Origin of the sequence: Nonomuraea sp. NPDC005983, assembly GCF_040614375.1 — a bacterium.
Classification (GTDB): Bacteria; Actinomycetota; Actinomycetes; order Streptosporangiales; family Streptosporangiaceae; genus Nonomuraea.
In genome coordinates this window covers 1-12444 of the sequence record NZ_JBEXUP010000086.1, presented here as the reverse complement: position 1 = coordinate 12444, position 12444 = coordinate 1, and the positions used below count along the sequence as shown (strand labels likewise).

15 protein-coding genes and 1 pseudogene are annotated in these 12444 nt (G+C 71.7%); 12 read left to right on the top strand and 4 right to left on the bottom strand.

Annotated features, from left to right (window positions below):
• Positions 1-73: 73 nt before the first annotated feature.
• Complete coding sequence (gene miaB / locus ABZ297_RS30720; protein WP_355353145.1) at positions 74-1564, top strand: tRNA (N6-isopentenyl adenosine(37)-C2)-methylthiotransferase MiaB; 1491 nt, start codon at positions 74-76, stop codon at positions 1562-1564.
• A gap of 31 nt (positions 1565-1595) precedes the next feature.
• Here the strand turns inward: miaB and ABZ297_RS30715 are convergent, their stop codons facing one another.
• Positions 1596-2006, bottom strand: a complete 411-nt coding sequence (locus ABZ297_RS30715; protein WP_355353142.1) for a hypothetical protein — start codon at positions 2004-2006, stop codon at positions 1596-1598.
• Positions 2007-2333: 327 nt separating this feature from the next.
• Between ABZ297_RS30715 and ABZ297_RS30710 the strand changes: the two genes are divergently transcribed.
• From ABZ297_RS30710 to ABZ297_RS30685, 6 genes and pseudogenes are all read left to right on the top strand, one after another.
• A complete protein-coding gene (locus tag ABZ297_RS30710; protein WP_355353139.1) occupies positions 2334-2867 on the top strand; it encodes a hypothetical protein in 534 nt (177 codons plus the stop codon).
• A gap of 247 nt (positions 2868-3114) precedes the next feature.
• Complete coding sequence (locus ABZ297_RS30705) at positions 3115-3864, top strand: isocitrate lyase/phosphoenolpyruvate mutase family protein (RefSeq protein WP_355353137.1); 750 nt, start codon at positions 3115-3117, stop codon at positions 3862-3864.
• Between the two features lie 47 nt (positions 3865-3911).
• Complete coding sequence (locus ABZ297_RS30700; RefSeq protein ID WP_355353134.1) at positions 3912-4562, top strand: hypothetical protein; 651 nt, start codon at positions 3912-3914, stop codon at positions 4560-4562.
• Between the two features lie 90 nt (positions 4563-4652).
• A pseudogene (locus tag ABZ297_RS30695) lies at positions 4653-5053 on the top strand (hypothetical protein).
• A 79-nt stretch (positions 5054-5132) separates the two neighbouring features.
• On the top strand, positions 5133-6086 hold the full coding sequence (locus ABZ297_RS30690; RefSeq protein WP_355353131.1) for an aldo/keto reductase: 954 nt from the start codon (positions 5133-5135) through the stop codon (positions 6084-6086).
• The gene (locus tag ABZ297_RS30685) at positions 6086-6940 is read left to right on the top strand and encodes an NAD(P)-dependent oxidoreductase (protein WP_355353128.1); all 855 of its coding nucleotides are present in this window, start codon (positions 6086-6088) and stop codon (positions 6938-6940) included. Before ABZ297_RS30690 ends, ABZ297_RS30685 begins: the two co-directional genes overlap by 1 nt.
• 54 nt (positions 6941-6994) lie before the next feature.
• Here the strand turns inward: ABZ297_RS30685 and ABZ297_RS30680 are convergent, their stop codons facing one another.
• Positions 6995-7870 (bottom strand): LLM class flavin-dependent oxidoreductase, encoded by an 876-nt coding sequence (locus ABZ297_RS30680; protein ID WP_355353125.1) that lies wholly within the window; start codon positions 7868-7870, stop codon positions 6995-6997.
• Positions 7871-8136: 266 nt separating this feature from the next.
• Entirely contained in the window at positions 8137-9042 is a 906-nt protein-coding gene (locus ABZ297_RS30675) for a ribonuclease Z (RefSeq protein WP_355353122.1), read from the bottom strand.
• On the opposite strand from ABZ297_RS30675, the gene ABZ297_RS30670 reads away from it, so the two are divergent.
• On the top strand, positions 9041-9553 hold the full coding sequence (locus ABZ297_RS30670; protein ID WP_355353119.1) for a methylated-DNA--[protein]-cysteine S-methyltransferase: 513 nt from the start codon (positions 9041-9043) through the stop codon (positions 9551-9553). The two genes, ABZ297_RS30675 and ABZ297_RS30670, sit on opposite strands and share 2 nt — an antisense overlap.
• On the opposite strand, the gene ABZ297_RS30665 is transcribed toward ABZ297_RS30670, so the two are convergent.
• Complete coding sequence (locus ABZ297_RS30665; RefSeq protein WP_355353116.1) at positions 9550-9741, bottom strand: antitoxin; 192 nt, start codon at positions 9739-9741, stop codon at positions 9550-9552. The genes ABZ297_RS30670 and ABZ297_RS30665 overlap by 4 nt on opposite strands.
• A gap of 74 nt (positions 9742-9815) precedes the next feature.
• Here ABZ297_RS30665 and miaA point away from each other — a divergent pair, with 74 nt between their 5' ends.
• The 4 genes from miaA to ABZ297_RS30645 are packed head-to-tail and all read left to right on the top strand — an operon-like array spanning position 9816 to position 12440.
• Entirely contained in the window at positions 9816-10721 is a 906-nt protein-coding gene (miaA, locus tag ABZ297_RS30660) for a tRNA (adenosine(37)-N6)-dimethylallyltransferase MiaA (protein ID WP_355353113.1), read from the top strand.
• A gap of 9 nt (positions 10722-10730) precedes the next feature.
• A complete protein-coding gene (dapF, locus tag ABZ297_RS30655) occupies positions 10731-11543 on the top strand; it encodes a diaminopimelate epimerase (protein WP_355353110.1) in 813 nt (270 codons plus the stop codon).
• 47 nt (positions 11544-11590) lie between these two features.
• On the top strand, positions 11591-11992 hold the full coding sequence (locus ABZ297_RS30650) for a hypothetical protein (RefSeq protein WP_355353107.1): 402 nt from the start codon (positions 11591-11593) through the stop codon (positions 11990-11992).
• A 19-nt stretch (positions 11993-12011) separates the two neighbouring features.
• On the top strand, positions 12012-12440 hold the full coding sequence (locus tag ABZ297_RS30645; protein WP_355353104.1) for a hypothetical protein: 429 nt from the start codon (positions 12012-12014) through the stop codon (positions 12438-12440).
• Positions 12441-12444 lie beyond the last annotated feature (4 nt).

Genomic DNA, 12444 nt, shown 5'->3' with positions numbered 1-12444 from the left:
ATCCTGCCACCGAGCTGGACTTTTAGAAGGGTGGCGAGTCGGGATCCGGACAACGACTACCCTTGAACGTGCGATGACTGTGACCCAGGAGAGCGCCCGCACGTACGAAGTGCGCACATACGGGTGCCAGATGAACGTGCACGACTCCGAGCGCCTGTCAGGGCTGCTGGAGGACGCCGGTTATGTACCCGCGCCCGACGGCGAGACCGCCGACGTGGTCGTGTTCAACACATGCGCCGTGCGCGAGAACGCCGACAACCGCCTCTACGGCAATCTCGGCCACCTGCGTCCCGCCAAGTCCGGCAACCCGCGCATGCAGATCGCCGTCGGCGGCTGCCTGGCGCAGAAGGACCAGGGCGAGATCCTCCGCAAGGCACCGTGGGTGGACGTCGTGTTCGGCACGCACAACATCGGCTCGCTGCCGGTGCTGCTCGAACGGGCGCGCATCCAGGGCGAGGCGCAGGTCGAGCTGAAGGAGTCGCTGGAGGTCTTCCCGTCGACGCTGCCGACCAAGCGCGAGTCCGCCTACGCGGCCTGGGTGGCGATCTCGGTCGGCTGCAACAACACGTGCACCTTCTGCATCGTGCCGTCGCTGCGCGGCAAGGAGAAGGACCGGCGGCCCGGCGACATCCTCGCCGAGGTCGAGACCCTGGTCGGCCAGGGCGTCCTGGAAGTCACGCTGCTCGGCCAGAACGTCAACACCTACGGCGTCGAGTTCGGCGACCGGCTCGCGTTCGGCAAGCTGCTGCGCGCCTGCGGCACCGTCGAGGGGCTGGAGCGGGTCCGCTTCACCTCGCCGCACCCGGCCGCGTTCACCGACGACGTGATCGCCGCCATGGCCGAGACCCCGAACGTCATGCACCAGCTGCACATGCCCCTGCAGTCGGGGTCCTCCCGCGTGCTGCGGGCCATGCGGCGCTCGTACCGGGCCGACCGCTACCTCGGCATCATCGAGCGCGTCCGGGCCGCCATGCCCGACGCGGCGATCTCCACCGACATCATCGTCGGCTTCCCCGGCGAGACCGAAGAGGACTTCCAGCAGACCCTCGACGTCGTCCGGCAGAGCCGCTTCGCCAACGCCTTCACCTTCCAGTACTCCATCCGCCCCGGCACGCCCGCGGCGACGATGCCCGACCAGGTCCCGAAGGAGGTCGTCCAGGAGCGCTACGAGCGCCTGGTCGCCCTGCAGGAGGAGATCTCGTGGGAGGAGAACAAGAAGCAGGTGGGGCGGACCCTCGAGGTCCTGGTCGCGGAGGGCGAGGGCCGCAAGGACGACGCCACGAACCGCCTGTCGGGCCGCGCGCCCGACAACCGCCTGGTGCACTTCGCGGCCGGCGAGCACACGCCGCGCCCCGGTGACATGGTGACGGTGGAGGTCACGTACGCGGCTCCGCACCACCTCGTGGCCGACGGGCCGGTGTCGGAGGTCAGGCGCACCCGCGCGGGCGACGCCTGGGAGGCCCGTCAGGGGGCTCCGGCCAAGGGGGCGGGCGTCCTGCTGGGGATGCCCACCATCGGCCGCCCGGCGACCGCGCCGGCCGCGGGCGGCTGCTCGACGGGCTGACCGCCGCGCGTCCTGGTGACGGCGCGCCCGGTCAGCGGGTGAGGTCGTCGAGGAAGCGGTAGCAGTAGTCGCGGCGGAAGTCGCGCATGGTCGCGCACGGGTCGGGGCTGAGGCGGGCCGGGGGCGTGTCCGCGGTCGCCTTGGGGTGCGGGGGCTGCACGGGGGCGACGGGCTCGGGCGCGGGGGTCGGGTTCTCGGACGCCCTGCTGCTCGTGGGCGTTGGGTGGTGCTCGATCCGGCGGGCGCTCGGGGTGTTGACGGTCTCGGGGGCGTCCACCAGCCGCGGGGAACTGACGGCCTCCGGGGCGTCCGCCTCCTCTGGAGCGCTGACCGCCTTCGGGGTCTTTGGGGAGCCGGCCGTGTCCCGGTGGTCGCCCGGTGAGTCCGTCTGCGCGTCCGGAGAGGGCGCCTGGCCCGCTTGTCCGGTTGAGAGAGATGTCACAGTGGGCGGTGCGAGGGAGATCCAGGCATTCGGTGATCCGCTGGTAAACGGGCTTTCCTGATCGAATTCGGTTGATCTTTTCGCCTCGCGCATTTGGGGTGTCGTGAACGCCAGGAAAAGGCCGAGCCCGGCGATGGCCAGCACTCCGCTCACGCCCGCCACTGCTGTCAGGCGACCCCGGCGAGCTGGTCGAATGGATCTATGGGGGGACAAGTCGTGATTCCTTTGTGATTGGTGCGCGAGCATTCCACTGTTGCGGCTAGTGTGGTCCATCACCCGCGGAAGCCGGCGAGCTTTCCCGATACGACCGCAGGGAGCCGTACCACCATGCAGGATTCGACCGAGCCGGATCGTCAGGAGATCCTCACCGGGCCTGGCGACAGCCAGAGTCACCGCGGTGACTCCGCGGCTCGCAGGAACAACAAGAAGATCATCGCCATCGCGTCGGCGGCGCTCGTGGCCGCGCTCGCCGCGGGTGGCGTCGGGTTCGTCCTCGCCGGAGGCGGCGGGGCTCAGGTCTCGCAGCCCGCCGGGCAGCCCGGCCCTGCCGAGAGCGGCGCCCGGGCCACGCAGGGCGACGCGCTGGGCGACGACGAGGAGGCGTCCATGGGCGACGCCGTCACCGACGCGCCCGACGCGGGCACCCCGTCCGACGCCGTCACCGAAGGCGGCGACACCAGGGCCGACAGCGGCTCCGACACCGGCTCTGTCAGGACCGGCGCGCGCGACACGGCGCAGACCGGGGCCGGCAAGAAGTCCACGTCCTCGCCCTCCAAGCCCCCGCAGGACCCAGCCGCCGACAACCCCGCCGACGGGATGGCGGGCCTGCTCGACGGCCAGTGCGCGAAGAGCGGCTGCTGAAAGCGGGCTCCCGGCACGCCGACCGGCCTGGTCCGCGCGACCGCCGCAGGTGACATCCCCGCTGGGCGGGTGGCACGCGTCGGCCGCGCGTCCCAGGTGGTTCGCCTCGGCCTTTGAGCGGTTCGTCCTGGCGGCACATCCCGGCTCCGAGGCCCAGGTGGTTCGCCTGGATGGCCCGAAGTGGCTTGGCGGTTCCGCGCGGTAATGGACCTGTGGCGGGTGCCACCTTGCCCCTAGGGTCGTTGCCATGACGACTGACAGAGCGGCCGTGCTGCGCGCGTTGCACGTGCCCGGCGCGCCGCTGGTGCTGCCCAACGTCTGGGATGCCGCCTCCGCGCGGGCTGTGCTGGAGGCCGGGTTCCCGGTGGTCGCCACCGGGAGCGCGGCCGTGGCCAGGGTGCTCGGGTACGACGACGGGGAGGCGACGCCCGTAGCCGAGATGATGGCCGCCGTGGCCCGCATCGCCAGGGCCGTGGACGTGCCCGTCACCGCCGATGTCGAGCGCGGGTACGGCCTCGCCCCGGCCGAGCTGGCCGAACGGCTGGCGGCCACCGGCGCCGTCGGCTGCAACCTCGAGGACTCCGACCCGCGCACGGACGAGCTCGTCGAGCCGGAGAAGCAGGCCGCCTTCCTGGCCGAGGTGCGGGCCGCCGCCGGCCCTGGGCTGGTGATCAACGCCAGGGTCGACACGTATCTCCACGGCGACGGGACCCGCAAGGCCGCGGTCGAGCGTGCCCGGCTGTACCTCGACGCCGGGGCCGACTGCGTGTACCCGATCTGGCTCAGCGACGAGGGCGAGATCGGGGCGCTGGTGGAGGAGGTGGGCGGGCCGGTGAACATCCTGTTCCGCCCCGGGGCGCCGTTGCCGGGCCGGCTCGCCGAGCTGGGCGTGGCCAGGGTCAGCTACGGCCACGGGCTGCACCGGGCCTCCGACGTCTACTCCAGGAGCCTGTTCCAGGCGGTGGCCGAAGGCCGCGACCCGTACGCCGTTCGGTAGCGCACCCTGCTCCGGCTCGCCGCGCACACCTGCACTAACCTGCGCGTGTGCTTGTCGCCGCGGCCGTCTGCCCGCATCCCCCGTTGCTCGTGCGCGCCCCCGAGCTGGCCCCCCTCCGTGCGGCCTGCCAGGACGTCATCTCCGCGCTTCGCGCCGCTGAACCTGACGTCCTGGTCGTCGTGGGCGGCGCCGACACCACCACCGCCTACGACGGGACGGCGGCGGGCACGCTCAAGCCGTGGGGCCTCGACCTCGGGGCGGGCGACGGCGACCCGGTGCTGCCCCTGTCCCTCACCATCGGACGCCTGCTGCTCGGCCACGCTCCCGACGGCCTCCAGTCCGTCGCCTTCGACGCCGCGCCCGCCGACTGCCTGGCCCTCGGGCGGAGCCTCGCGGAGCGGGGCCGGCTCGCGCTGCTCGTCATGGCCGACGGCTCCGCCTGCCTCACGACCGGCTCGCCCGGCCGGCACGAACCGGCCGCGCGGCCGCACCAGGAGCTGATCGCGTCCGCGCTGGCGGAGGCCGACCCGGGGGCGCTCGCCGCGCTGGACCCCGCCGAGGCCGACCGCCTCTGGCTCTCCGGCCGTGCCGCGCTCCAGGTGCTCGCGGGCGCGGCGGGGACGTCGCGCCTCCGGGGCCGGTTGCTGGAAGACGTCGCTCCGTTCGGGGTCGGCTACTTCGTGGCGGAGTGGCGCTGACGGCTTCGACGCCGCGTTCGTGACACGGCGCCGGAGATCGACCGCTGGGGCCGCATCGACGGTCTGATCTCTGCAGGGCTGCCGGGTGGGGTGGTACGTCGATGGTTCGCTGAAGAGCAGTTCGTCTGGGTACACCCACCCTCCCCAGAACCGGCCTGGGCCACCAACGGCACCTACCAGGTGGTGCGCATCGTCCGGTTCCACCTCGAGCGATGGGATCGGGTACCGGTCGCCGAGCAGGAGAAGATCATCGGCAGGCACAAGGTCACCGCTACCAATACCTGCGCACCCCCGACGTCAACGGCCAGATGGACGCCGGGCACGCCTTCTGCTGCTTCCAGCGCCGGCTCACCACCTACATCGAGATGCAACGGCGCCTGGAACACGAGATGCTCGTCCCGTTCGTCACTCCCACCGGGGGCGGCTACTTCTTCGCCTTGCCCGGCGTGACCAACGAGAACGACTACTACGCCCGCGCCTTGCTGAGCTGACGTACGTCTCCCGCTGCGCCAAGAGCTCCTTGCCCTTCCCCTGACCGGCCCATGAGCGGCTCCCGGGAAGGGGAAGGCCATGAACACAGTCCGGTTGGGCCGCACGGAGCTCCAGGTCAGCCCGATCTGCTACGGCACCTGGCAGTTCGGCGGCGACTGGGGCGAGGTCGACGAGCGCGCCGCCGTCGCCGCCATCCAGCACGCCCGCGAACGAGGTGTCACGTTCTTCGACACCGCCCAGGGCTACGGGTTCGGCGTGTCGGAGCGCATCCTGGGCCGGGCGCTGGAGGGCGACCTGGACCGGGTGATGATCGCCACGAAGGGCGGCCTGCGCATGGACGGCGACCGGCTCGTCCGCGACTCCAGCCCGGCCTGGTTGCGCCGAGGGGTGGAGGCCAGCCTGGAGGCGCTCGGCACCGGCCGCATCGACCTGTACCAGGTGCACTGGCCCGACCCGCGCACCCCGTTCGAGGAGAGCGCCGCCGCGCTGCGCGAGATGGTGGACGAGGGGCTTATCGGGCACGTCGGGGTGTCCAACTTCGACGCCGACCAGTTGCGCGCCTTCCCAGGCGTGGAGACCGTGCAGCCGCCGTACCACCTGTTCCGCCGCGACGTCGAGGCCGAGGTGCTGCCGTACGCGGCGGCCCACGATCTGGGCGTGCTGGCGTACGGGCCGCTGGCGCACGGACTGCTCGGCGGCGGGTTCGACGAGCACACCACGTTTCCGGCCGACGACTGGCGCTCGCACAGCCCCGACTTCACCGGCGACGGCTTCCGCCGCAACCTCGCGGTGGTGGCCCAGCTGCGCCGCTTCGCCGAACGCTTCGGCACCACGATCGGGCGGCTCGCGGTGGCCTGGGTGCTGTCCAACCCGACCGTTCAGGTCGCCATCGTCGGCGCGCGCAGCACCAAGCACCTCGACGAGAGCCTGGAAGCCGCGGAGCTGACCCTGGGGCCGGACGACCTGGCGGAGATCGACGCCATCATGCGCGGCGCCGCGCCGGTGGCCGGGCCCGCGCCGGAAGGCATGTGATGACGTCCGTCGCCGTGCTCGGCACCGGGCTGATGGGCTCGGCCATGGCCCGGCACATGGCCGGACAGGGCCTGGACGTACACGCCTGGAACCGCACGGCGGACAAGGCGCGGGCACTGCGCCCGGACGGGGTGCACCCGGCGGCGAGCGTCGAGGAGGCCGTGCGCGGTGCGGACGCGGTCATCACCATGCTGCCCACCGGAGACGTGGTCGCCTCGCTGGCGGCCCGCTTCCTGCCCGCGATGCCCGCCGAGGCCGTCTGGCTGCAGATGAGCACGGTGGGCGGCGCCTGGACCGACCGGCTCTTCCGGCTGGCGGCGGACGCCGACCGGCGGATGCTCGACGCGCCGGTCTCGGGCAGCAGCCAACCGGCCGAGCAGGGCAAGCTGGTCCTGATCGTCTCTGGAGCGTCCGAGGTGCTGGAGCGGGCCAGACCCGTCCTGGACGTGCTCGGCTCCCACATCGCACACGTCGGGGCGGCCGGGGAGGCGTCCCGGGTCAAGATGATCGTCAATAACTGGATGACGGCCTCGGTCGTGGCGATGGCCGACACGATGCTGGCCTGTGAGCAACTGGAGCTGGACCCTGCCCACGTCCTGCGGGTGCTGGAGGACGGGCCGCTGGGCATGCCGTACGCGCTGCAGAAGGCCGCCGAGATCCGCGCCCGCGCCTACCCGGCCGGGTTCCCGCTCAGCCTCGCGCTCAAGGACCTCGGCCTGCTGGCCGACGAGCGCGACCGGCCGTCCCGCCTGAGCGACATGGTACGGGAGACGATACGGCGGGCTGTCGAGGCGGGCCACGGCCGTGAGGACGTGGCCGCCGTGGCCGAGCTCCTGCGCCGGGAACTGCTCTGAAGCCTCCATCCGAGCCCTGGGCCATCTTCATGAGAACGCGGCCGTCAGCGGCTTTCAAGCACCGCTGAGCGCCCCGGCGAAGCGATCCACCTGGGTCACGTCCGAGGCCCAGCAGTAGAACATGACCTCGTCGGCGCCGATGTCCCTCATCCGGGTGGCCATGTCGCGGATCTGGCCGGACGTGGTGAGCATGCTCGCCACCGCGCCCTCGGCGAAGCCGGCCGGCAGGTTCATGTAGTGGGGGCCGCTGTAGTAGTCGTACAGCCGGTCACGGGCCTCCTTGATCAGGTGATCCGGGCCCAGAGCGGCGTTGACCTGGGCGACCAGCCGGGGGCGGCCCGTGCGTCCCTGAGCCTGCCACTCTGCCTCGGTGGCCCGGAACAGACTCGCGGCGTCGGCGAGGTGGGCCGCGCACAAGAAGCCGTCGCCCAGGCGGGCGGCGCGGCGGATCCCGGGCGGGCTGAAGGCGCCGAACAGCACTTCGGGGCCGCCCCGGCGGGCGGGCTCGGGCCCGATCGGGCCGATCTCCTCGCTGTACGGCTCACCCGACCAGACGCGGCGCATCACCGCCATCATCTCCTCCAGTCGCGCCCCACGCCGGTGAACGTCCACACCCACGGCCTCGTAGTCGTCCCGGCGTGCCCCCAAGCCGATGCCGAGCGTGAAGCGGCCTCCCGACATGCGGTCCAGAGTCGCGCACTGCTTGGCCAGCAGCGCCGGTTCACGAAGCGGGGCGAGCAGCACCTCGCTCTGGAGACGGATTCTGGAGGTCTCCCCGGCGAGCACGGCCAGGGCCACCAGGGGCTCGGGATTGTGATAGACGAGACGATCCAGCAAGCCGAGCGTGCTGAACGGGCCCTCGTCCGCGCCCCGAGCCCACTCCAGCAAGGCCACAGGTTCGCTGATGGGCAGGCCGAGACCGACCTTCATGCGCCCCCCCGAGGTTCTCACCGCCGGCGAGTCGCCGCCGGTTGCGCTGCCTACCCCGGTCACCGTGCCCACAGAGCCCCCGCTGATGCCGTCGTGCCGCATCTCTGTCCACAATCTTTTCGCCCCTTGGAGCGGCGGTCACCCACGCGAGTGTCGTGGGCGGGCCGGCTCAGTCGGTGAGCAGGATGTGATTGCGGAGTAGGCCGGGGTCGGCTCGCCCATACGGGCGGTGTCGGCGCCGCGCTACGTCCTGGCCGAGGCGTGGGTCACGGCAGCTGTCGGCGGCGGGGGACAGGGACGGTCATCAGGTCGCGGGCGAGCACGATCTCGCCGTCGTAGGCGCGGCGGGCGTCGTCCAGGAAGGACTGCTCCGCGGGCAGGCCGTACCTCTCGGAGAAGTGGGTGAGGACCAGCCGCCGCACGCCCGCCTCAGCGGCCACCTGGCCCGCCTCGTACGCGGTCAGGTGCCCGTACTCCTTGGCCAGGGACGCCTCGGCCGACAGGAAGGTCGACTCGATCACCAGGAGGTCCACGCCGGAGGCCAGGTCGAAGACGGCCTCGCAGAGGCGGGTGTCCATGACGAAGGCGACGCTCTGGCCCGGCTTGGGGACGCTGACCTGGTCAAGGGTGATCCCGCGGACGGGCTCGCCGCGTTGCAGCAGGCCGACCTCCGGGCCGCGGATGCCGTGCGCCGCCAGCCTGTCGGGCAGCATGCGGCGTCCGGACGGTTCCTGCAGGCGGTAGCCGTAGGACTCCACGGGGTGCGACAGGCGACGCGCCAGCAGCGGGCCCACCTCGTCCCGTTCGCCGGAGACGGGGTGCTCGGTGATGACCTGGGTGTCGGCGAAGGCGGCGGCGTGGCGGAGCCTGCGCCAGTAGGCCTCGCCGGAGGCGGGGTAGAGCGCCCGCACCGGGTGCCGGACCTTGTCGCGGGCGATGCGCTGCACGACGCCGGGCACGCCCAGGCAGTGGTCGCCGTGGAAGTGCGTGAGGCAGAGCCAGTGCACGTCGTTGGCGCTCACCCCGGCGTGCACCATCTGCCGCTGAGTGCCCTCGCCCGGGTCGAAAAGGTAGCCTTGGCCATCCCAGCGCAGAAGGTACCCGTTGTGATTACGGTGTCGGGTAGGCACCGCACTGGAGGTGCCGAGCACCACGAGCTCACGTGAGGACATGATGGTCACGGTCGCGTTCGCCGAGCTGCCGACGCCTGTCGGCCCGTTCGTCCTGGCCGTCACCGAGGACGGCCTGGCCGCGTCGGGCTGGGGGTCCCGGGCGCGCCTGGGTGAACGCCTCGGCCTGGCTGAGGTTCATGACCCGGATCGTACGGCTTTCGCCGTGGCCGAGTTGAATGATTATTTCGCCGGAGAGCTGCGCGCCTTCGAGACCCCGGTCGACTGGCGGCTGACCTCGGGCGTGCGCCGGAGCGTCCTGCAGGCGCTGCACGCGGTCCCGTACGGCAGCGCCGTCACCTACGGCGAGCTGGCCGAGCGCAGCGGCTCCGGCGTGCCCGCGCGGGGCATCGGGTCGATCATGGGGTCGAACCCGATCCCGATCGTGGTGCCCTGCCACCGCGTCGTCGCGGGCAACGGGCTGGGCGGGTTCAGCGGCGGCGAGGGCGTCGAGACCAAACGCTGGCTGCTGACCCACGAGGGGTACCTGCAGCCAACGCTGCTCGACCTCTAACGGTCCTCCTCCTTGCGGTCGAGGTCGTCCAGCTTCTCTCTCGCCATGTCCGCGCCCTTGTCGATCTGCTCGTCGTACTTGCCGCCTGTCGCGCTCTTGGCGGCCTGCGCCGCCCGGTCGATGCCTTCGCGGGCGGCCTCGCCGGCCTTGCCGCCGAACATCTCCTTGACCTTGTCCAGAATCGACATCGTGCTCCCCCCCGAAAGCCGTGGGTCTGGTCCGTATGCGCGTTCATACCCAGACAGTTGACACACTTATCGGTGTGCGTCAGCAGCCCGTCATCGCCGTCGTGGGCCCCACCGCGGCAGGAAAGTCCGATCTCGCCGTGGATATCGCGCTCCGGTTGGGGGGTGAGTGCGTAAACGCCGACTCCATGCAGCTTTACCGAGGAATGGACATCGGTACCGCGAAACTTTGCCCGGCCGAGCAGCGTGGGGTGCCGCACCACCTGCTCGACATCTGGGACGTCACGGTCACCGCCAGCGTGGCCGAGTACCAGAAGCTGGCCAGGCAGCTCATCGAGTCGCTGGAGGTGCCCGTCCTCGTCGGCGGCAGCGGGCTCTACGTCCGCGCGGCCATCGACGACCTGGAGTTCCCCGGCACCGACCCCGCGATCAGGGCCAGGCTGGAGGACGAACTGGCCGAGCAGGGGCCGGCGCCGCTGTACGCCAGGCTCCGCGAGCTCGACCCGGACGCGGCGGCGGCGATCCTGCCGAGCAACGGCCGCCGCATCGTCCGTGCCCTGGAGGTGATCGAGCACTCGGGCCGGCCGTTCTCGGCCACGATGCCGTCCTACGACGCGGTCTACCCGAGCGTGCAGATCGGGCTGGAGGTGCCCAGGCCCGAACTCGACGAGCGCATCGCGCGCAGGGTCGCCCGGATGTGGGAGGCGGGCCTGGTCGGCGAGGTGCGGCGGCTGCTCGCGCAGGGCCTGGCAGAAGGACGCACGGCCGGTCGCGCCCTCGGCTACGCCCAGGTGATCAGGTACCTGGACGGTGAGTGGACCGAGGAGCAGGCGTACGAGGAGACCATCAGGGCGACCCGGCGCTTCGCCCGGCGGCAGGAGTCGTGGTTCCGCCGCGACCCCAGGGTGCACTGGCTCCCGTACGACGCCCCTGACCTGCTCGAACGATCCCTGGCACAGATCGTCGGCCGGGAATCGGCCTAGAATCGAAGAATGCGCTTCCTCAAGGGTCACGGCACAGAGAACGATTTCGTCATCCTCCCCGACCTCGAAGGGGAGCTCGACGTCACCACCACGCTCGTGACCGGGATCTGCGACAGGAGGTCGGGGGTCGGCGCCGACGGAGTCCTGCGCGTGGTGCGCGCCAAGCTCAGCCCGGAGGTGGCGGAGCAGGCCGGGCAGGCCGAGTGGTTCATGGACTACCGCAACGCCGACGGCAGCATGGCCGAGATGTGCGGCAACGGGGCGCGGGTCTTCGCCCGCTACCTCGTCGAGGCGGGCCTGGTCACCGCGTCGGAGTTCGCGATCGCCACCAGGGGCGGCATCAGGCGGATCCGCATGGAGCCCGGCGGCGACGTCACCGTGGACATGGGCAGGCCCGTCGTCCACGGAGAGAGCGTCGCGAGCGTGGGCGGCCGGGAGTACGTCGGGCTCAACGTCGACTTGGGCAACCCCCACCTGGCCTGTCCGATCGGCGACCCCGTCGTGCAGCTCGACCTCACCCACCAGCCCGGCTTCGACCCCGGCGTCTACCCCACCGGCGTCAACATCGAGCTGTTCAACGCGGTCGGGCCGCGCCGCGCGGTCATGCGCGTCTTCGAGCGCGGCGTGGGCGAGACCCGCTCCTGCGGCACCGGCACGGTCGCCACGGCGGTCGCGGCGGCGAACCTGCTGGGCGAGACCACCGGCGTCTGGACCATCGAGGTGCCCGGCGGCGCCCTCACCGTCACGCTGGACTCCGAGACCAGCTACCTTTCCGGCCCCGCCGTCATCGTGGCCGAGGGCGTCCTGAGGCTTGCAGAATGATGTTCTCCTGAGTGATGCTGGGTCCACTTCCCGAACCGAGAGGGGTCGTGACGGCCGCGCCGTCGGCCGGAGCGCCGCTGTTCGCCGGGTGGCGTGCCGTCCCGCTGCCCGGCGACGCGCCCGGGAGGGCCATCCAGCTCATGCACGTCGTCCGGGAACTGCGCGGCGGCCTGCACGCCGACGCGGTGCTCGCGGCGGGCCTCGGCCCGCTGGAGGCGACGCTCGCGACCGACCACGACGGCACCCCGTTCGGCCGCGCCACGGGCGAGCTGATCGCCAAGTTCTTCACCTGGCCCGAACCGTACCCCGTGCCGGAGCCCGAGGTGATCGCGCGCAGGGCCGCCGCCGAAGACGCCACCGACGACCTGATGGCATCCGTGTTTTCCGTACTCGATCGCCACGAATCGGACGAGCTGATCGAGCTTCTGCGTTTTGGGCACGGTCATTGACCTGGCAGACTGACTCCCCATGGACGTGGACATCTGGGCCTGGGTCGGCGAAACCCAGCAGCAGCTTTCTGAGGCGGGCAACGTGGGCCTCGCCATGGCGCTGGGAGACCTCCCCGCACAGGCCTACGAGGGGCGGTATCCCCAGCTCGACGTGATGGCCCCGGCCATCGCCCAGCAGGCGCAGGCCCTGGAGCTGCCCTGGCTCGAGTTCTACGCCCGCTACTGGCACCTGATCGGCCGCATCGGCGACCGGGCCCAGGGCGCCGTCGCCGTCGACGACGCCGAGCAGCTGCTCTCGTTCGCCCAGCGCGAAGACGTACGCGAGTGCCCGGCCACCCCGGCGGCCGTCGAGGCCCTCTTGTCAACACATGCTGACACTAGAGTCGCTCCGCCATCAAGGCGAGGATCGGGAGGGCGTCCGCCAGCCGGGCGCGCTCCTCGGGCGTGAGCGT